Source organism: Janthinobacterium sp. GW822-FHT07A03 (assembly GCF_058798815.1).
The window spans coordinates 196,678-213,762 of record NZ_JBXAKW010000006.1 but is presented as its reverse complement, the minus strand read 5'-3'; the positions used below and the strand labels follow the sequence as shown (position 1 = coordinate 213,762).

Sequence of the window (17,085 nt, the reverse complement as noted above, 5' to 3'; positions counted from 1 at the left end):
CGGAGGCGAAACCTTTCAGGCGTGCGCGGGTATCAACGGGCAGCGACATTTTGCCCACCACGCCGAAAGGAAGCGCCATGAATACGCACCATGTCAGCAGGATAGCCTGCGCCTGCATCGCCGCATCGCTGTTTGCCTGCGGCGGCGGTCACGATGACGGCAGGAATCACATGCCGCCCAGCAGCAGTGCCTATGCGGCCACCAGCCTCGTGTCGGACACGACAGCCTTGCCCGCCGCCCACACGGACGCCAACCTCGTCAACGCCTGGGGCGTGGCCTTCAATCCGCGCGGCTTCGTCTGGGTGACCGATAACGGCACGGCGAAGTCCACCTTGTACGATGGCAACGGCGTGCCGCAATCGCTGGTGGTCAGCACGCCGGCGGGGCCGACGGGCATCGTATTCAACGGCACGCAGGATTTCAAGCTGAGCCTGAACGGCGTGACGGCGCCCAGCCCCTTCATCTTTGCCAGCGAAAGCGGCAGCATCTCGGCCTGGTCGCCCACGGTCAGCCCGACGACGGCCGTGGTCGTGTTCGATGGTAGTGCTGGCGGCAGCGTCTACAAGGGCCTGGCGATTTCCGTGTATGCGGGCGCCAACTACTTGTATGCGGCCGATTTCCATAACCGCCGCGTCGATGTCTTCGATGCTAATTTCGCCAAAGTCAGCTTGCCCGGCGCGTTCAGCGATCCCGGCTTGCCGGCCGGCTATGCGCCGTTCGGCATCCAGGCCATCGGCCAGCGCATCTATGTCGCCTATGCCATGCGCCAGGCCAGCGGCGACGATGAACAGGCCGGCGCCGGCCTGGGCATGGTCAATGTGTATGACACGGGCGGCACACTGATCAAGCGGCTGGTGAGCGGCGGCGCCCTGAATGCGCCATGGGGCATGGCGCTGGCGCCCGCCAACTTTGGCACGGCCAGCAATATGTTGTTGGTAGGGAATTTTGGCGATGGCAAGATCAATGCCTATGATCCCGACACGGGTACTGCCGGGGGCGCGCTGCTCAAGACGGATGGCACGCCGCTGGTGATCGATGGCTTGTGGGGCATCGCCTTCGGCAATGGCCTTAACAGCCAGCCCGTCAATACGCTGTTCTATGCGGCCGGGCCGGATGACGAGACGCATGGGCAATACGGGCGCATCGATTTGAAGTAGGGCCAGCCAAGTGTCCATGCGGCAAGCTGGCCTGCCGCATGGATCAGCGTGCCGCCGTTACAGCTGGCGCGCCTCGAACGTGTTGCACTGGGAAATCTGGCCGCTCTCGATGCCCTTGCTGAACCAGCGCACGCGCTGATCCGAGGTGCCATGCGTAAACGAGTCCGGCACGACATGGCCTTGCGACTGGCGCTGCAGCGCATCGTCGCCGATGGCCGTGGCCGCTTTCAGGGCCGCTTCCACGTCGCCTTGCTCCAGGATCTTGCGGTCCTGGTTCGCATGAAATGCCCACACGCCGGCAAAGCAGTCGGCCTGCAATTCCAGGCGCACGGACATGGCGTTGGCCTGGCGCTCCGATTGCGTGCGGCGCGCCTGGTCGACCTTTTCGGACAGGCCCAGCAGGTTCTGCACGTGGTGGCCCACTTCATGCGCGATCACATACGCTTCCGCAAATTCGCCCGAGACCTTGAAGCGCTGCTGCATCAGGTTGAAGAAATCGAGGTCCAGGTAGACTTTCTGGTCGCCGGGGCAATAGAAGGGCCCGCTGGCGCTCTGGCCTGTGCCGCAGGCCGTCGGCGTGCTGCCCGAGTACAGGACCAGCTTGGGCTTCACATAGCTGCCGCCTTCGGCCTTGAACAGGGCGCCCCACGTGTCTTCCGTATCGGCCAGCACGGTTTTCACGAAGCGGGCCATCTCGTCCGATTCGGGCGGCTGGCGCGCCGGGGACTGGCTTTGCTGGGTACTGACCTGGCCGCCACCGCCGCTGAGCAAGTTGAGCAGGGTCAAGGGATTGACGCCCAGCACATACGAGCCGACGAGGGCGATGACGATGGTGCCGATGCCGATCGAGCGTCCGCCAAAACCGAAGCCGCCCCCACCGCCGCCCCCGCCGCCATCTTCGCCACGGCGGTCTTCCACATTGTCGCTTTCGCGATTGCCTTCCCATTTCATGATATTTACTCCTGCTGCGATTGATTGGTGACGCCTGCATATGCTTCTTGCGACGAATCTTGTTATTATCGCAGTAAACCACGCCGCGACAGGGACGACAATGTTACCCTTTGCAACTTTCTATCGACTCCACAACAGGTACACGCATGGCGCTTGCCAACGATACACGCATTTCTCCCGTCGCGGTGGTCCAGGCGCAACTGGACGCCTACAATGCCCACGATGTGGCGGCCTTGCTGGCCATTTACGCCGATGACGCACAGCAATTCCAGCACCCCGATACCTTGCTGGCCACGGGCAGCGCGCAGATCGGCCCCCGCTTCACGGACCGTTTCGCCGCCAGCCAGCCCCGGGCGCAGTTGCTCAATCGCATCGCCTGCGGCAAGCTGGTGATCGACCATGAAATCGTCCATGGCGACACGCCGGACGGTGTTTCCGCGCAGGAATTGGTGGCGACCTATGAGGTGGAGCAGGGGCGCATCAGCCGTGCCTGGTTCAGTTTTGGCGCCCTGACGCGCCTGCGCGTGGCGTTGCCTGCCGATGTGCCCGCCATGAATGCGCTGATCGCCCGTTCCGGCGTGGCGCTGAGCGCGGGATTCTATACGCCGGAACAGGCCGAGGCCGTGACGCGCCACGTGTTCGGCGTCGATACGCAGCTCGTTGCCGACCAGACGTATTTCGTCATCGAACGCGATGGCGCCATGCGGGCTTGCGGCGGCTGGAGCCGGCGCGCCACCCTGTACGGTGCCGACCGCGCGAAGAGCGGACCGGACCCGCTGCTCGATCCGGCCAGCCAGCCGGGCCGTATCCGCGCATTCTTCGTGGAACCGGCCGCGGCGCGTCAGGGCCTGGGCAGCATGCTGATGCGCCACTGCGAACGGCAGGCGCGGGCCGCCGGTTTTACGGCACTGGAGTTGGCCGCCACCTTGCCGGGCGTGCCCCTGTACCTGGCCAGCGGCTTTGCCGTGACGGAAGATTTTTACCTCGACTTGCCCGACGACATCAAGTTGCCGCTGGCGCGCATGCACAAGCGGCTGTAAGGCAGCCTACCAGGGCAGCGGCGCCTTTTCTCCATTGGCATGCTCGCCGTAGTACAGCGACGGCAAAAAGCGCGACAGATAGGTAAATTCGCTGTAGCAATGGCGCAGCAAATTCAGGCCCAGCACGTCGGGCACGTCGCGCACGGGATTGAGGCTGTTGCGGCCCAGCAAGAAGCGGCTGCGCAGCACGCAGCCCGTGGGCGTGTCGCGCGTCAGGTGCAGCATTTCGCCATCGAGGGGATCGCCGTACGGATCCAGCTGTACATGGTCGCCAAATCCGATGCGCGCGCAGATGGCGGCCGACAGGGCGCCGCTGTCCCTTGCCTGCTGCAGTTGCGCCGGGTCAAAGACTTCCTTCGGATCATGGAACTTCAGCTTGGCTTTCACGGGCGGAATGTCGCCCAGCGATTCCACCGCCTCGATCGAGGCACCGTAATAACTTTCTCCCTTTTTCCATGCGCTGTTCCAGCCGTGATGGGCCACGTGGTCGTGCGGATGCCACCACTTGATGTGCTGTGTCGTCTCGAAAAATGTAAACCACCAGTCCAGCATGCGCCCGCTGCAGCCGTGCAGCTCCGTGCGCGCCGCCACCAGCAGGCAGCCATCGTCGAGGCGCGTGATGCCCGTTTCCAGGGGCAGGGGAAACGGGTCGAGCAAGTTGCCCGTGCCGGTGATGCTCCATGGGAATTCAATATGCGTGTAGCTCGTCATGTCGTTCTCCTTTGTTGGGGTGAGCCAATTATATATTAAAGAAACGTTTAGCGTTTCCTAAATGTGTTTCAGTGTAAAATTGCCCATCGATCAAGCTTGGAGCCGGCATGCAGGAAGAAGAGAGCAAGGCATTGCGTGGACGGGGCCGTCCGGCGCGCCCGCCCGAGGAAGCGCGCGAGGCGGCCGTGCAGGCGGCCACCTGGCTGCTGCTGAATGAAGGTTATGCCGCCACGACCATGGAAGCGGTGGCGCGCCACGCGGGCATGGCAAAGAAGTCGCTGTATCAATACGCGGCCAACCGCGAGGAACTCGTGGCCCTCGTGGTGCGCGGCTGGACGGACGCCTTCTTGCCGGCGATGGCGCACGATGCGGCGTCGCCCGGCGACGTTTTGCCGCTATTGAAGGAAATATTGCAGGTGATGGCGGCGCGCGTGCTGACGCCGGACGCCGTCGGCCTGTTCCGCCTGCTGTGCACGGAGTTTCCCGCGCGCGCCGACTTGCTGGCCGTGTATCAGCGCAACGGCATCGAGCGGGGCACGGCGATGCTGGCCGAGTGGTTGCAGCGCCAGGGCGCGCGCGGCCACCTGGCGCTGCAGGATGGGCACGATGGGCACGAAATGGCCGGCTTGCTGCTGGCCATGGTGATCGCCGAGCCGTTGCGGCAGATGGCGCTGGGCTTGCTGGCGCCCGTGCCGGCCTGGGATGCGGCACCGCGCATCGATACGGCGCTGCGATTGCTGGGCGGCCAGTCGTTCAAGGTCGCTGGTGCTTCAGCGCTTCGCGGTAGCTGAGCGGCGATAGTTGCTGGCGGTGCGCGCCGGCAAACGCCGCCACGGCCGCGGGTGCTTGGCGCGCGTAATCGCGCAGGGCCCAGCCGATGGCCTTGCGGATGAAAAACTCGTCTTCGTGGGCCAGCGCCAGCGCCGCGCCGAACAGCCAGCCGGCATCCGTGTCGGCGCGCCAGCCCAGCTGGTGCAGCATGGCGATGCGGCGCAGCCAGAAGTCTGCGTGGCGCAAGGCGCCATCCATGTGCGCATGGCCGTCGCCGCCGCGCTGGTGCTCCGCCTGCAGCACCTCGCCCACGATGCCGGCCATGCCATCGACGCTGTCCCACCACGCGCGCTGGCGCGCCAGTGCCAGCAGGGCGGGAAGGTGTTCGACGTCCAGTTGCCGCCGGTGCAGGGCCAGCATGTCGAGCGCCACGTGCTGGTATTCGCGCTCGGGCTGCTGCCACAGCAGTTGCGCATGGTCCAGCAGCACATCGGCCCCCACGCCTTGCAAGCCCGCCAGCAAGCCCCTGGCGGCCAGCCGCCGCTGCGGTGCCGCCACGCCCAGGAACACGAACTGGCCGCGCATATACGCCTGCATGGGCGCCGCGCGGCCCGGTTCGGCAACCGCTTCCAGCGCGATTTTTAGTTCTTCATGTAGATTCATGGTATCTCGCTTTCCTTCAGGCGTAAAAAAAGCGCTCACAGGGAGCGCTTTTTCATGCCGATCCAATATTATTGAATCTTGGCCTTCTTCATCAACTCATCGCGGTAGGCGGCGAGTTTCTTCTGTTGCAGCGACTCGGCCACCTGGCCCTTGACTTCTTCCAGTGCCGGCAGCTTCGTCGGACGGGTTTCTTCCAGCTTGATCACGTGGAAGCCGAATTGCGACTGCACGGGCGTTTGCGTGACCTGGCCTGGTTTCAGGGCGACCATGGCGTCGGAGAATGGCTTCACGTAGGAAGCTGGGCTGGCCCAGTCCAGGTCGCCGCCATTGGCTGCGGAACCGTCTTTCGATACTTTCGCCAGTTCTTCGAACTTGGCGCCGCCTTTCAGCTTGGCGATGATGTCTTTCGCTTCCGCTTCGGTAGCCACCAGGATGTGGCGTGCATGGTATTCCTTGTCGCCCGCTTGTGCCTTGAACTTGTCGTATTCGGCCTTGATTTCAGCGTCCTTGACAGGGTTCTTCTTGACGTAGTCGGCCAGCAGGGCGTTGATGATGATGCTTTGACGGGCATTGTCGATCTGCGACTTGACTTCCGGACGCGTGCCGTAGCCTTGCTTGTCGGCTTCCTGGATCAGCACTTCGCGGCCGATCAGGTCTTTCTTGATGGCTTCGCGCAATTGCGGCGAATCGGCTTGCTTGCCTTGGGCGACGACTTGCTTGACGACCTGGTCGACGCGCGACGATGGGATGGCCTTGCCGTTCACGGTGGCGACGTTTTGCGCGAACGCAGGGATCGCGGCTACGGCGATCAAGGCTAAGATCAGGCGGGCTGGCTTCAAAATCATGTTCATTCCTAATAAATATACTAAAAATCGATATACGCGACTGTCGCGCAGTGCGCATTCAGGCGCAGAATACACGACCGGCGCCGAAAAGGGCGCCGGGGAGGTCAGTTCTTACTGAACTTTCGCTTTTTTGATCATTTCTTCCTGATACGCTTGCAATTTCTTTTGCTGCAGCGCTTCGGCGATCTGTGGCTTGACTTCTTCCAGGGTCGGCAGTTTTGCCGCGCGGGTGTCGTCCAGCTTGATCACGTGGAAACCGTTAGGCGTTTGCACCGGGGTATCGGTGACCTGGCCTTTTTGCAGTTTCACGAAGGCGTCGGAGAACACTTTCGGGAACGACGATGGGGCTGCCCAGTCCAGGTCGCCGCCGTTGTCGGCCGAGCCGGCATCTTTCGATTGCTTGGCCAGATCTTCGAACTTGGCGCCGCCTTTCAGCTTGGCGATGATGTCTTTCGCTTCCGCTTCGGTGGCCACCAGGATGTGGCGTACGTGGTATTCCTTGTCGCCCGTCTGCGCCACGAAGCGGTCGTACTCGGCCTTGATTTCAGCGTCGTTGACGGGGTTCTTTTTCAGGTAGTCGCCGACCAGGGCGTTGATGACGATGGCCTGACGCGCATTCTCGATTTGCTGCTTGACGGCTGCATCTTTACCGAAACCTTTGTTTTCCGCTTCTTGCATCAGCACTTCACGGCCGATCAAGTCCTTCTTGATCATTTCGCGCAATTGCGGCGAATCCGGTTGCTGGCCTTGGGCGACGACTTGCTTGACGACTGCATCAACGCGCGACGATGGGATAGGCTTGCCATTAACAACGGCAACATTTTGCGCAAAAACAGGTACCGCGACAACGGCGAGTAGTGCGATCAGCAAGCGGGCTGGCTTAAAAGTCATTATTAAATCCTGTTAGGGAAAGTTTCGTAAAAAACGCATGGGAAGAAATCTATAACATGGCTCGGGTACGCCAAAACGCCATCCTTACACTACTTCGGACGGCGCCAGGGCCACAATCGCCAATGCATGTATCTCATTATGCATCATATCGTGCACGGAATCATACACCAGTCGATGGCGCATGACGAGCCTGAGCCCCTCAAATCGGCTAGAAATAATGCGCAGATTGTAGTGACCTCCGCCCGAGGCGGCGCCCGCATGGCCCCGGTGGCGCGCCGAGTCGTCTTCCAGCACGCATTCCAGAGGGGAAAGTGCCGTTTCCAGGCGGGTGCGGATGCGCTGCATGCGCGTTTCCGGCGAAGTATTTTCGGTGGTGGTATGCATCATGCGTCTTCCTTGATATGTTTGGCCAGGAACAGGGTTTGCGCCACGATGAAGGCAAAGAAGATGCCCGTCGCGCCAAACGCTTTAAAACTGACCCAGGCGGCCATGTCGCCCTTGTACAGCACGAAGGCCACGAACAGATTCAGCGCGCCGATGGCGCCGAAGAAGATGATCCATGCGGCCAGCAGCTGGTTCCAGACGGCATCGGGCAATTGCACCTGCGCTTCCATGGTCTTGCGGATCAGGTTTTTCTTGAAGCCCACGTGGGCGATCAAGAGGGCCAGGCCGGACAGCCAGTAGATCAGGGTCGGCTTCCATTTCAGGAAGAAATCGTCATGCAGGTAGATGCTGGCGCCGCCGAACACGACAAAGATGAACAGCGACAGCCACAGCATGCCGTCCACCTTGCGCCCGCGCAGCAGCAGATAGCTGACCTGGCAAGCGGTGGCGACGATGCCGACGAGGGTGGCGAGTATCCACGGCGCCTGGTCGGCCTTGATCAGGCCGCCTGACACGAAGCCGGACAAATATTGCTGCACGAAATCGTGCGTGGCCGCTTCATACATGCCGCCCAGTTTGAAGGCGGCGAAGAAGGCGATCAGGGGGAAGAGGTCGAATAGAAATTTCATGGCGAGACTTTACACTGGTCTTATTAAAATCATCTTAGGAATGGCTTAGGAGCAACCGAGTTGCTCCCAGGCGATCCTGTGTCTCACGGCTGCGGATCGAAGCGCAAGGAGGCCGAATTGATGCAATAGCGCAAACCGGTTGGCGGCGGGCCGTCCGGGAAGACGTGGCCCAGGTGGGCGTCGCAGACGGCGCAGACGATTTCCGTGCGCACCATGCCGTGGCTGCGGTCGACAATTTCCGTCACGTTGGCCGGGTCGAGCGCCTGGAAATAGCTGGGCCAGCCGCAGCCCGAGTCGAACTTGGTGTCCGACGCGAACAGGGGCGTGTTGCAGCAGACGCAGGTGTAGATGCCGTGTTGATGGTGGTCCCAGAACTTGCCCGTGAAGGCCCGTTCCGTGGCGGCGTGGCGCGTGACTTCGTATTGCATCGAATCGAGCATGGCGCGCCATTCGGCGTCGGTTTTCTTGACTTTATTCGTGGTCATAATGACTCCTTAGGATGAGCAGCTGACTTCAAGGTGGCTGGCCCAATCGGGCGGCAGGGCCGCATAGTGCTGGTGTTCGGGCTGTTCGTCAAATGGCTTTTGCAAAACTTCCAGCAATGTCGCCACTTCCGTGTAGTCCTGCTGCTGGGCTTTCTCGATGGCCACTTGCGCCAGGTAGTTGCGCAGCACGTATTTCGGGTTGACGCCGTTCATGGCCGCTTGCCGTTCTGCATCGACGCTATTCTCAAGCAACAGGCGCGCCCGGTACGTCGCGGCCCACGCATCGAAGGCGGCGCGGTCGATGAACATGTCGCGCAGCATGGTGTCATGTTCGGGCGCCGCCACCTGCAGTGTAGACAAGGCGCGGAAGAAGTTGGTGAAATCCACGTGATTGGCTTGCATCAGCGCAAACATGTTGTCGAACAGGGCCGTATCGTCGTCCTGGCTCGTTTGCAAGCCCAGCTTGGCGCGCAGCAAGGCATTCATCTTCTCGGCGAAGGCGGGTTGGTAGCTGTCCAGCGCCGCCTGCGCCAGTTCCACTTCGCCGATCAGCGGCAGCAGCGCCTGGCCCAGCGCATAGCAGTTCCAGTGGCCCACCTGCGGCTGGTTCGCATAGGAATAGCGGCCCTGCTGGTCCGTATGGTTGCAGATGTGTTCCGCGTCAAACGCTTCCATGAAGCCGAAGGGGCCATAATCGAGCGTCAATCCCAGGATAGACATATTGTCCGTATTCATCACGCCATGCATGAAGCCCACGGCTTGCCACTGCGCAATCATGTGCGCCGTGCGCACGCAGACTTCGGCCAGCAAGGCCTGGTATGGATTTGCTGCGGCGCGCAAATGGGGATAAAAACCGTCGATCACGTAATCGGCGAGGATTTTCAGCTCGTCCGGCTTCTTGCGGTAAAACCAGTGCTCGAACGAGCCGAAGCGCACAAACGTGGGCGCCATGCGCGTGACGACGGCCGCCGTTTCCACCGTTTCGCGCATGATGCCTTGCTGCGAACCCATGATGGACAGCGCGCGCGAGGTGGGAATGCCCAGCGCCGCCATGGCTTCCGAACACAGGAATTCGCGGATGGACGAGCGCAGCACGGCGCGTCCGTCGCCCATGCGCGAATACGGCGTGGCGCCGGCGCCTTTCAATTGCAGCTCCATCGGACCGCTTTCCGTGGCGATATCGCCCAGCAGGATGGCGCGGCCGTCGCCCAGCTGGCCGGCCCAGACGCCGAACTGGTGACCCGAATACACGGCCGACAGGGGCTGCGAGCGCTCGGCCACGGCATTACCGCTCAGCAGCGCCACGTAGTCGGGCTCGGCCAGGCGCGCCGCATCGAGCCCCACCAGGCTTGCTGCCGGCGCGCTGGCGGCGACAAAGTAGGGCGAGGGCAGGGGTGTGGGCATCAGGCGCGTATAGAACGCGGGCGGCAAGGCCGCAAAGGCGTTATCCAGTGGTAAGGTATGAGCGGTGATGGCAGTTCCATTCAAATAAGATGTGGCGGCAGGATGCGCCAGCCTGGAACACGATTTTACCGCACAGCGCCAGGGCGTGCGGCGGGCGCCTTCGGGCCTGCCGTGGCGGGCCTGGACAGGGTGAAAAACGGAATCAAAAATTCCATGCTGCAATGCAATATCGAAATGCGTTGACGATTTCCGCACGACCGTACGAAACTAGGAAAAATCTTTAAATTCCAACAATAACCGAGTATCCACCCCAGGAGACACGATGTCGGCATTTCCCTTGAGTCCAGTGATGGGCCAGATGATGAATCAGCCCCTGCTGATTTCCAGCATTATCGAGTTTGCAGCGCGTCATTATGGAGGCAGCGAAATCATTTCGCGGCGGGTGGAGGGCGATATGCACCGCTACACCTACCGCGATTGCCACCAGCGCGCGCGCCGGCTGGCCAATGCCCTGCATGGCCTCGGCGTCGGCATGGGCGACCGGGTCGCCACCCTGGCCTGGAATGGCTATCGCCACCTGGAAGCCTACTATGCCGTGTCCGGCTCGGGTGCCGTCTTGCACACGATTAACCCGCGCCTGTTTCCCGACCAGATCGCCTACATCTCGAACCACGCGGAAGACCAGGTATTGCTGTTTGATTTGACCTTTTTGCCCGTGGTGGAGAAAATCGCCGCCGACTGCACCTTCGTGCGCCATTTCGTCCTGATGTGCGACCGCGAGCGGATGCCCGCCAGCAGCACCATTCCCGACCTGCTGTGCTATGAAGACTTGATCGCCACGCATTCCGACGACTACGCATGGCCATTGTTCGACGAGAACTCGGCCGCCACCCTGTGCTACACGTCGGGCACCACGGGCAATCCCAAGGGCGCCCTGTATTCGCACCGTTCGACCGTGCTGCACGCGTATGCCTCGGCCATGCCCAGCGCCCTGAACGTGCGCGCCTCGGACACGGTGCTGCCCGTCGTGCCCATGTTCCACGTGAATGCCTGGGGCCTGCCGTATTCCGTGCCCCTGTCCGGCGCGCGCATGGTGTTTCCCGGCGCGGCGCTGGACGGCAAGTCGCTGTACGAATTGTTCGAGGCGGAAAAAGTGACGTTCTCGGCCGGCGTGCCCACCGTATGGCTGGGCTTGCTGAACCATGCGCTGCAGAATGACTTGAAATTTTCCACCTTCCGCCGCACGGTGATCGGCGGCGCGGCGTGCCCGCCGGCCATGATGGATACCCTGATCGACAAGTTCGACATCGAGGTCATCCACGCCTGGGGCATGACGGAAATGTCGCCGCTGGGCACGGCGGGCGGCTTGCAGACCAAGCACCTGGACTTGCCGAAGGACGAGCAGCGCAAGATCCTGCAAAAGCAGGGCCATGCGATCTACGGCGTGGACATGAAGATCGTCGACGACGACGGCAAGGAATTGCCGTGGGATGGCGTGGCGTACGGGCATCTGCTGGTGAAGGGGCCGTGGATCATTTCCTCGTACTACAAGAACGAGGGCGGCGAGGTGCTGCAGGATGGCTGGTTCCCCACTGGCGACGTGGCTACCATCGACGCGGACGGCTACATGCAGATCACGGACCGCAGCAAGGACGTGATCAAGTCGGGCGGCGAGTGGATCGGCACCATCGACCTGGAAAACCTGGCCATGGCCCACCCGGCCGTGCTGCAGGCGGCCTGCATCGGCGTGTTCCACCCGAAATGGGACGAGCGCCCCGTGCTGGTGGTGGTATTGCGTCCCGGCATGACGGTCACGCGCGACGCCTTGCTGCAGTTCTTTGAAGGCAAGATCGCCAAGTGGTGGACGCCCGACGACGTGCTGTTCATCGACGCCTTGCCCATGGGCGCCACGGGCAAGATCCAGAAGAACAAGCTGCGCGAGCAGTTCAAGGGGCACCGGCTGCCCGGGATGTAAGGCAAGCTAGGCCGCTTGCGGCAGCGCCGTTCCCAGCTTTTCCAGCAGATGATCGCACTGGAAGACGGACAGGGTCTGGCGCTGCGCATCCGTGCCGATATCGATCATTTCATCCATTTCACTGCGCAAGTCGTCGTGCGCGCCCGTGCGGATGATTTGCGGTGCCGCAAAGCGCTGGCTGTCGGAAATGGTCATGATGTTATCGACGTGGTCGACGAGGAAGCCGTAGCGTTCGGCGCCCCGTTCCACGATCAGGATCTTGCCCGCGCTGGCGTCCGGCAGGGCCGGCATCGCGTACAGCTGGCGCAAGTCGATGATGCTGATCATTTGCTGGCGCAAGTTGAGCATGCCGCGCATGCAGGCCGGCATGCCCGGCGGCGTCGTGATGGCGCCGCTGAAATCGATGATTTCGCGCACTTGCCCGATTTCCACGGCGAAGCGGGTTTCCACCGTAAACGTGATGTAGACGCGGCGCCGCGCCTTGTGCGTGGCGGCGCTGGCCGTTTCCGTGTCGGCCGGATACAGGCGCGCGTGGCCGTCGCGCATCTCGACGATCTCCGCTTGCGACAGGATGCCCTTGTGATCGAGGAAAATGATGTCGCCCAAGCCTTCTTTCGTGATGCAGCCGGCGAACATGGCGGCGCGCGCCTTGCTCAGCAGGGGAATCGGCAGCACTTCGTCGCCAAAGAAATGCACGATGCTGTCGACGGAGTCGACGAGGAAGCCCACGGTCGTGTCATCGAGGCGCACGACGATGATGCGCTGATCGCCTGTTGCGGCCGTGGCCGTCGTGCCGGACGCGGGCGCCTGCAGCAGGGCGCCGAAATCGACGACGGCCACCTGGCTGCCGCGAAAATGCATGCGGCCAAGGCACAGCTCGCTGTTTAGCAGGGAGCTGTGCAGCTCCGGCACCTTGATGATTTCCTGGATGGCCAGCATTTCGAAGGCGAACGTGGCGCCGGCCGCATGGAAGCTGACGCACTGCCGGCGTTCGCTTTGCGCATGGTAGCGGGCCGTGCTCAGCTTGGCGCCCGTCGCCTGCAGGGCCAGCACATGGGGCACGTTTTCGATGCGCAGCAGGGCGTGCGGGTCGAGTACCTGCAGCAGGCGCGCGCCGCCGTCGAGCAAAATCGTGCCGGCGATGACGGCGTGGCTGTCGCCGGCCGCATATTGCAGGGCGCTGCGCGCGCTGGCGGGCACACGCAGGATTTCGCCCGTGTCCTGGAAGACGATGCCGATCAGCACTTGCTGGAAATCGAGGATGGCGATCTTGTCGGTGGCGACGGCGCGCGGTGCATCGGCGCGGAACAAGCGGCCCAGGTTGACCACCGGAATGACGCTGCCGCGCAAGGTGAACATGCCTTCCAGATAGGCGGGCGACAGGGGCAGGGCCGTGACTTTCGCTGGGTAATTCACCACTTCGCGGATGCAGCTGGCGGGCAGGGCGAATTCATCGTCGCCCAGGTGGAATGAACCGAACAGTTCGGTCGCCGTATCGCTTGTGCCCTGCGCCTGCAAACCCGTCGCTTCATGCATCTCCATATGCGCCTTCCTTGCGTGGAATCAATTCGGGTGGCGCCACCACATCGGTGACGGCGTAGCTGTGCCGGGCGCAATCGATCAGCAGCTGGCGCCCGTGGCGCCCGCCCAGCGCGCAAAAACTGACGTGCAAGCCGCACTGGGCCAGGTATTTTTGCGCCGCTTCCGCGTTTTGCCGGCCCACCTGCAGGCGGCCATGGACGTGGGCGGGGCCGAACATGCTGGCGCCGCCCGCCAGCACCACGTCGATATCGGCGTAATCGGCCTGGCGCACGCCCATCAGGCGCAGCAGCGAAGGCACGGCCTGGCTGACATAGCGCGCGCCAAGGGCATGCTCGGCCCCCGGCGCCTCCGGCAGCAGGCAGTGGGCCAGGCCGCAGCAGGGGCCATTCTTCCAGATGAAGCCGATGCCGATGCAGGAGCCGAGCAGCGCTTGCAGCTGTTGCCCCGGCGTGCCCACGCTAAGTTGCCCCATGCCAACATGGTGCAGCGGCAGGCCATGCTCGATGATGATGCTCATGCGCTACCCGCCTTGTAAATCATGGGAAATTCGAATTGATAGCCGGTACCGAGGCGCGCGATGGTTTCCGACTCGCCCAGGATCAGCCGGCCCTCATCCTTGAGGCTCAGGCGCGCCTGGCGCAGCACGGTTTCCTGGTGCTCGGCATCGAAATAAATCAGTACATTGCGCAGGAACACCAGGTCGAACTGCCGCGCCGGGCGCAGCGCTTCGAGCAAGTTATGCTGGGCAAAGCTGACGTGTTGCCGCAGCTCTTCGTTGACCTTGACGCCATACGGCGAGGGTGTGAAATATCTGCGCAGCAAGTCCGGGTGCGACAACCGGATGCGTTCGACGGAGCGCCCGCTGTACTGGCCGGCCCGCGCCGCACCGATGATCTGCTGCGAAATGTCGCTGGCCAGGATCTGGTAGCGGAAAGCGGGCGTTTGCAGCCTGAATTGCTCGCACAGCATGGCGATCGAATACAGCTCCTCGCCGCTGGCCGCCGCCGCCGACCAGATGGCGAGGCAGCCATCGGGATGGGCGCGCGCCCAGGCGGGCAGGTAGCGGTCGCGGAAGTAATCCCAGACCTGCGGCGTGCGGAAGAACAGGGTATCGTTGGTGGTCACCAGGTCGATGAAGTGGGCCACCTCGTCGCGGTCGCTGGCCACCCGGTCCAGGTAAGCCTGGTAGCTGTGCAGGGACAGCGCCCGCAGCCGTGGCTGCAAGCGCCGTTCCAGCAAGACACTCTTGCGCGCGGTCATGGCGATGCCCGTATGCTGGCGCACCAGCGCGATCAGGTTCGTCAGCACTTCGGGCGTCAAGGTGGCCGCGTGGCTCATGGCCTACACCACGAAGCCGGAGACAGTCTGGTTCAGGCTGCCCGCGCGCTCGTTCAAGCCATCCGTCGAACGGGCGATGCTGTCGCAGTTGGCGGCCGACTTTTCCGTTTCCTCGGCGATGTACTGGATCGCCGTCGACACTTCGCGCGCCGTCAGCAGCTGCTCGTTGGCCGCCTTCGAGATATCCGAGATGGCCAAGGTGGTCTTCGCCACGCCCGAGACGATCTTGTCGAAGGCATCGCTGGCCTGGCGCGAGATTTCGCTGCCCGTCGAGACGCGCTTGACGGATTCGTTGATCAGCTTGGAAATCTCTTTTGTTGCCTGGGAGGAACGTTCTGCCAGCTTGCGCACCTCGTCGGCGACGACGGAAAAGCCCAGGCCGTGCTCGCCCGCGCGCGCCGCCTCGATGGCCGCATTGAAGGCCAGCATGTTCGTCTGGTTGGCGATCTCGCTGATGACCTTGACGATTTCGCCGATGTCTTCCGACGAGCGGTTGATCAAGTCCATCGCCTCGATCGACTTGGCGACGGCGCGCGCGCCCGCTTCCGCTTCCTGCTGCGTGGCTTTCGCCAGGAAGTCGGCGTTCGAGGTGTTTTCCGCGATGGAATTGATGGAAAACGTCAAGCCGTCGATGGACGCGTTCATTTCTTCCACCGTCGCGCCCAGCGCCTGCGTGCCCACGGCCACGCCCGTGGCCCGTTCCGCGATCGTGTGCGAGGCGTCGGCAAAGCCGTTCGCCGCCGACACCACGTTGCCGATCACGCCGCGCAAGTCGACGATCATCTTGCTGATGCCGCCGGCCAGCAGGTCGATCGGCTCGTCGCCTTCGGGCACGATAGTGCAGGTCAGGTCGCCTTGCGCCGCGCGCGCCACCGAGCCGAGCAGGGCGTCGACCTTGCGGCTGTCGCTGGCGGCCTTGGCCTGGATGCTGTTTTCCAGGTTCACCTGGTCCGTGATGTCGATGGCGAACTTGACCACTTTATATGGCTTGCCGTTCAGGTCCAGGATGGGATTGTAGGTCGCCTGTATCCAGACCACCTTGCCATGGTTGCCCAGGCGCTTGTAGCGGCCCGCGTCGAATTCGCCCCGGTTGAGCTTTTGCCAGAATTTCTTGTACTCGGCGCTGCCGGCATACTCGGGTTCGCAGAACATGCGGTGGTGCTCGCCCTGGATATCGCTCAAGTCGTAGTCCATGACGGCGAGGAAATTGTCGTTCGCGTCCAGCACATTGCCCTGCATGTCGAATTCGATCACGGCCTGCGCCTTGCCGATGGCGCTGACCTTGCCTTCGTATTCGGCATTGCGCTTTTTCAGGGCCGTCACGTCGCTGGCGAACTTGACCACCTTGAAGGGCCGGCCTTCCGCGTCGAAAATAGGGTTGTACGAGGCATTGAGCCAGATTTCGCGGCCGTCCTTGGTGACGCGCTTGTATTCGCCCGCGTCGAACTGGCCTTGTCCCAGCTTCTGCCAGAACTGCGCGTATTCCTCGCTCTGGGCGTACTCGGGCAGGCAAAACATGCGGTGGTGCTTGCCCTTGATCTCGTCGAGCGTGTAGCCGACGGACTTGAGGAAATTGTCGTTGGCGTCGAGGATGGTGCCGTCGAGCCGGAACTCGATCACGGCCTGGGCCTTGCTGATGGCCTCGATCTTGCCTTCGTAATCGGCGTTGCGGCGCTTGCTGGCCGTGATGTCGGTGGCAAACTTGATGACTTTATACGGCTTGCCGTCCGCGTCGAGGATGGGGTTGTAGGACGCGTTGATCCACACTTCGCGCCCATCCCTGGCGCGGCGCTTGTACTCGCCATGGTCGAACTCGCCGCGTCCCAGCTTGGCCCAGAAGTCGGCGTATTCGGCCGTTTTCACATACTCGGGGTCGCAGAAGATGGCATGGTGCTTGCCTTGCACTTCGGCCAGGGTATAGCCGACGACGCGCAGGAAATTGTCATTCGCATGCAGGATGGTGCCGTCGAGTTCGAATTCGATGACGGCCTGGACACGGTTCAATGCAGTATTTATCGCTTGTAAGTCCAGATCCTGGGAGTGGCTGACATGGCTGGCTGCGTCCATAGTATTTCCTTCGGGGTGAGAAGAGGAATGGGAGCGATAGGCTGCTGTTATTATTTTTCTGCTATTTATATAAGACAGGGATGTTATTGCAGCGGTCTACCTATGGTGATAATCGGTGAGAATGTGCGCGATCAACGGCCGCCAGTGTTTACCCTGCAGTTTGCCTTATAGTAAATAAATTATAGAGTATTGATTTGTATCAACAATTTTATTATTCCCCAGCATCCGGCGA

17 protein-coding genes are annotated in these 17,085 nt (G+C 62.2%); 4 read left to right on the top strand and 13 right to left on the bottom strand.

Translation table 11 applies throughout. The features are described 5' to 3' along the window. Positions 1–77: 77 nt before the first annotated feature. Complete coding sequence (locus AC1RJW_RS18415; RefSeq protein WP_493046262.1) at positions 78–1,157, top strand: TIGR03118 family protein; 1,080 nt, start codon at positions 78–80, stop codon at positions 1,155–1,157. 57 nt (positions 1,158–1,214) lie between these two features. Here the strand turns inward: AC1RJW_RS18415 and ypfJ are convergent, their stop codons facing one another. Beyond that, complete coding sequence (gene ypfJ, locus AC1RJW_RS18410; RefSeq protein ID WP_493046261.1) at positions 1,215–2,108, bottom strand: KPN_02809 family neutral zinc metallopeptidase; 894 nt, start codon at positions 2,106–2,108, stop codon at positions 1,215–1,217. A gap of 146 nt (positions 2,109–2,254) precedes the next feature. Between ypfJ and AC1RJW_RS18405 the strand changes: the two genes are divergently transcribed. After that, positions 2,255–3,148 carry a GNAT family N-acetyltransferase gene (locus AC1RJW_RS18405; RefSeq protein WP_493046260.1) on the top strand — a complete coding sequence of 298 codons (894 nt, stop codon included), beginning with the start codon at positions 2,255–2,257 and terminating at the stop codon, positions 3,146–3,148. A 6-nt stretch (positions 3,149–3,154) separates the two neighbouring features. On the opposite strand, the gene AC1RJW_RS18400 is transcribed toward AC1RJW_RS18405, so the two are convergent. After that, complete coding sequence (locus tag AC1RJW_RS18400) at positions 3,155–3,859, bottom strand: DAPG hydrolase family protein (protein ID WP_493046259.1); 705 nt, start codon at positions 3,857–3,859, stop codon at positions 3,155–3,157. Between the two features lie 107 nt (positions 3,860–3,966). Between AC1RJW_RS18400 and AC1RJW_RS18395 the strand changes: the two genes are divergently transcribed. Continuing rightward, the gene (locus AC1RJW_RS18395; protein WP_493046258.1) at positions 3,967–4,650 is read left to right on the top strand and encodes a TetR/AcrR family transcriptional regulator; all 684 of its coding nucleotides are present in this window, start codon (positions 3,967–3,969) and stop codon (positions 4,648–4,650) included. Here the strand turns inward: AC1RJW_RS18395 and AC1RJW_RS18390 are convergent. From AC1RJW_RS18390 to AC1RJW_RS18360, 7 genes are all read right to left on the bottom strand, one after another. Next, positions 4,613–5,293 carry a DNA alkylation repair protein gene (locus tag AC1RJW_RS18390; protein WP_493046257.1) on the bottom strand — a complete coding sequence of 227 codons (681 nt, stop codon included), beginning with the start codon at positions 5,291–5,293 and terminating at the stop codon, positions 4,613–4,615. The two genes, AC1RJW_RS18395 and AC1RJW_RS18390, sit on opposite strands and share 38 nt — an antisense overlap. A gap of 68 nt (positions 5,294–5,361) precedes the next feature. Then, complete coding sequence (locus tag AC1RJW_RS18385) at positions 5,362–6,138, bottom strand: peptidylprolyl isomerase (RefSeq protein WP_070311883.1); 777 nt, start codon at positions 6,136–6,138, stop codon at positions 5,362–5,364. A 111-nt stretch (positions 6,139–6,249) separates the two neighbouring features. Continuing rightward, positions 6,250–7,029, bottom strand: a complete 780-nt coding sequence (locus AC1RJW_RS18380; protein WP_077404793.1) for a peptidylprolyl isomerase — start codon at positions 7,027–7,029, stop codon at positions 6,250–6,252. 84 nt (positions 7,030–7,113) lie between these two features. Further along, positions 7,114–7,416, bottom strand: coding sequence for a BolA family protein (locus AC1RJW_RS18375; RefSeq protein WP_475414341.1), 303 nt, complete (start codon positions 7,414–7,416; stop codon positions 7,114–7,116). After that, complete coding sequence (locus AC1RJW_RS18370; RefSeq protein WP_046682773.1) at positions 7,413–8,042, bottom strand: septation protein A; 630 nt, start codon at positions 8,040–8,042, stop codon at positions 7,413–7,415. The genes AC1RJW_RS18375 and AC1RJW_RS18370 overlap by 4 nt, the downstream gene beginning before the upstream one ends. 83 nt (positions 8,043–8,125) lie before the next feature. Continuing rightward, on the bottom strand, positions 8,126–8,527 hold the full coding sequence (gene msrB / locus AC1RJW_RS18365; RefSeq protein ID WP_493046256.1) for a peptide-methionine (R)-S-oxide reductase MsrB: 402 nt from the start codon (positions 8,525–8,527) through the stop codon (positions 8,126–8,128). 9 nt (positions 8,528–8,536) lie between these two features. Then, complete coding sequence (locus tag AC1RJW_RS18360) at positions 8,537–9,931, bottom strand: protein adenylyltransferase SelO (protein ID WP_493046255.1); 1,395 nt, start codon at positions 9,929–9,931, stop codon at positions 8,537–8,539. A 322-nt stretch (positions 9,932–10,253) separates the two neighbouring features. Here AC1RJW_RS18360 and AC1RJW_RS18355 point away from each other — a divergent pair, with 322 nt between their 5' ends. Next, positions 10,254–11,906 (top strand): 3-(methylthio)propionyl-CoA ligase, encoded by a 1,653-nt coding sequence (locus AC1RJW_RS18355; RefSeq protein WP_493046254.1) that lies wholly within the window; start codon positions 10,254–10,256, stop codon positions 11,904–11,906. Positions 11,907–11,912: 6 nt separating this feature from the next. On the opposite strand, the gene AC1RJW_RS18350 is transcribed toward AC1RJW_RS18355, so the two are convergent. The 4 genes from AC1RJW_RS18350 to AC1RJW_RS18335 are packed head-to-tail and all read right to left on the bottom strand — an operon-like array spanning position 11,913 to position 16,853. Continuing rightward, on the bottom strand, positions 11,913–13,448 hold the full coding sequence (locus AC1RJW_RS18350) for a chemotaxis protein CheW (protein WP_493046253.1): 1,536 nt from the start codon (positions 13,446–13,448) through the stop codon (positions 11,913–11,915). Then, a complete protein-coding gene (locus AC1RJW_RS18345; protein WP_493046252.1) occupies positions 13,435–13,965 on the bottom strand; it encodes a chemotaxis protein CheD in 531 nt (176 codons plus the stop codon). The genes AC1RJW_RS18350 and AC1RJW_RS18345 overlap by 14 nt, the downstream gene beginning before the upstream one ends. Next, on the bottom strand, positions 13,962–14,786 hold the full coding sequence (locus AC1RJW_RS18340) for a CheR family methyltransferase (RefSeq protein WP_493046251.1): 825 nt from the start codon (positions 14,784–14,786) through the stop codon (positions 13,962–13,964). Before AC1RJW_RS18340 ends, AC1RJW_RS18345 begins: the two co-directional genes overlap by 4 nt. A gap of 3 nt (positions 14,787–14,789) precedes the next feature. After that, on the bottom strand, positions 14,790–16,853 hold the full coding sequence (locus tag AC1RJW_RS18335; RefSeq protein ID WP_493046250.1) for a methyl-accepting chemotaxis protein: 2,064 nt from the start codon (positions 16,851–16,853) through the stop codon (positions 14,790–14,792). Positions 16,854–17,085 lie beyond the last annotated feature (232 nt).

What these genes read in the sequence shown, in the direction of transcription:
- AC1RJW_RS18415 (WP_493046262.1), top strand. Translation starts at nt 78, where the DNA reads ATGAATACGCACCATGTCAGCAGGATAGCCTGCGCCTGCATCGCCGCA.
- ypfJ (WP_493046261.1), bottom strand. Translation starts at nt 2,108, where the DNA reads ATGAAATGGGAAGGCAATCGCGAAAGCGACAATGTGGAAGACCGCCGT.
- AC1RJW_RS18405 (WP_493046260.1), top strand. Translation starts at nt 2,255, where the DNA reads ATGGCGCTTGCCAACGATACACGCATTTCTCCCGTCGCGGTGGTCCAG.
- AC1RJW_RS18400 (WP_493046259.1), bottom strand. Translation starts at nt 3,859, where the DNA reads ATGACGAGCTACACGCATATTGAATTCCCATGGAGCATCACCGGCACG.
- AC1RJW_RS18395 (WP_493046258.1), top strand. Translation starts at nt 3,967, where the DNA reads ATGCAGGAAGAAGAGAGCAAGGCATTGCGTGGACGGGGCCGTCCGGCG.
- AC1RJW_RS18390 (WP_493046257.1), bottom strand. Translation starts at nt 5,293, where the DNA reads ATGAATCTACATGAAGAACTAAAAATCGCGCTGGAAGCGGTTGCCGAA.
- AC1RJW_RS18385 (WP_070311883.1), bottom strand. Translation starts at nt 6,138, where the DNA reads ATGATTTTGAAGCCAGCCCGCCTGATCTTAGCCTTGATCGCCGTAGCC.
- AC1RJW_RS18380 (WP_077404793.1), bottom strand. Translation starts at nt 7,029, where the DNA reads ATGACTTTTAAGCCAGCCCGCTTGCTGATCGCACTACTCGCCGTTGTC.
- AC1RJW_RS18375 (WP_475414341.1), bottom strand. Translation starts at nt 7,416, where the DNA reads ATGATGCATACCACCACCGAAAATACTTCGCCGGAAACGCGCATGCAG.
- AC1RJW_RS18370 (WP_046682773.1), bottom strand. Translation starts at nt 8,042, where the DNA reads ATGAAATTTCTATTCGACCTCTTCCCCCTGATCGCCTTCTTCGCCGCC.
- msrB (WP_493046256.1), bottom strand. Translation starts at nt 8,527, where the DNA reads ATGACCACGAATAAAGTCAAGAAAACCGACGCCGAATGGCGCGCCATG.
- AC1RJW_RS18360 (WP_493046255.1), bottom strand. Translation starts at nt 9,931, where the DNA reads ATGCCCACACCCCTGCCCTCGCCCTACTTTGTCGCCGCCAGCGCGCCG.
- AC1RJW_RS18355 (WP_493046254.1), top strand. Translation starts at nt 10,254, where the DNA reads ATGTCGGCATTTCCCTTGAGTCCAGTGATGGGCCAGATGATGAATCAG.
- AC1RJW_RS18350 (WP_493046253.1), bottom strand. Translation starts at nt 13,448, where the DNA reads ATGGAGATGCATGAAGCGACGGGTTTGCAGGCGCAGGGCACAAGCGAT.
- AC1RJW_RS18345 (WP_493046252.1), bottom strand. Translation starts at nt 13,965, where the DNA reads ATGAGCATCATCATCGAGCATGGCCTGCCGCTGCACCATGTTGGCATG.
- AC1RJW_RS18340 (WP_493046251.1), bottom strand. Translation starts at nt 14,786, where the DNA reads ATGAGCCACGCGGCCACCTTGACGCCCGAAGTGCTGACGAACCTGATC.
- AC1RJW_RS18335 (WP_493046250.1), bottom strand. Translation starts at nt 16,853, where the DNA reads ATGGACGCAGCCAGCCATGTCAGCCACTCCCAGGATCTGGACTTACAA.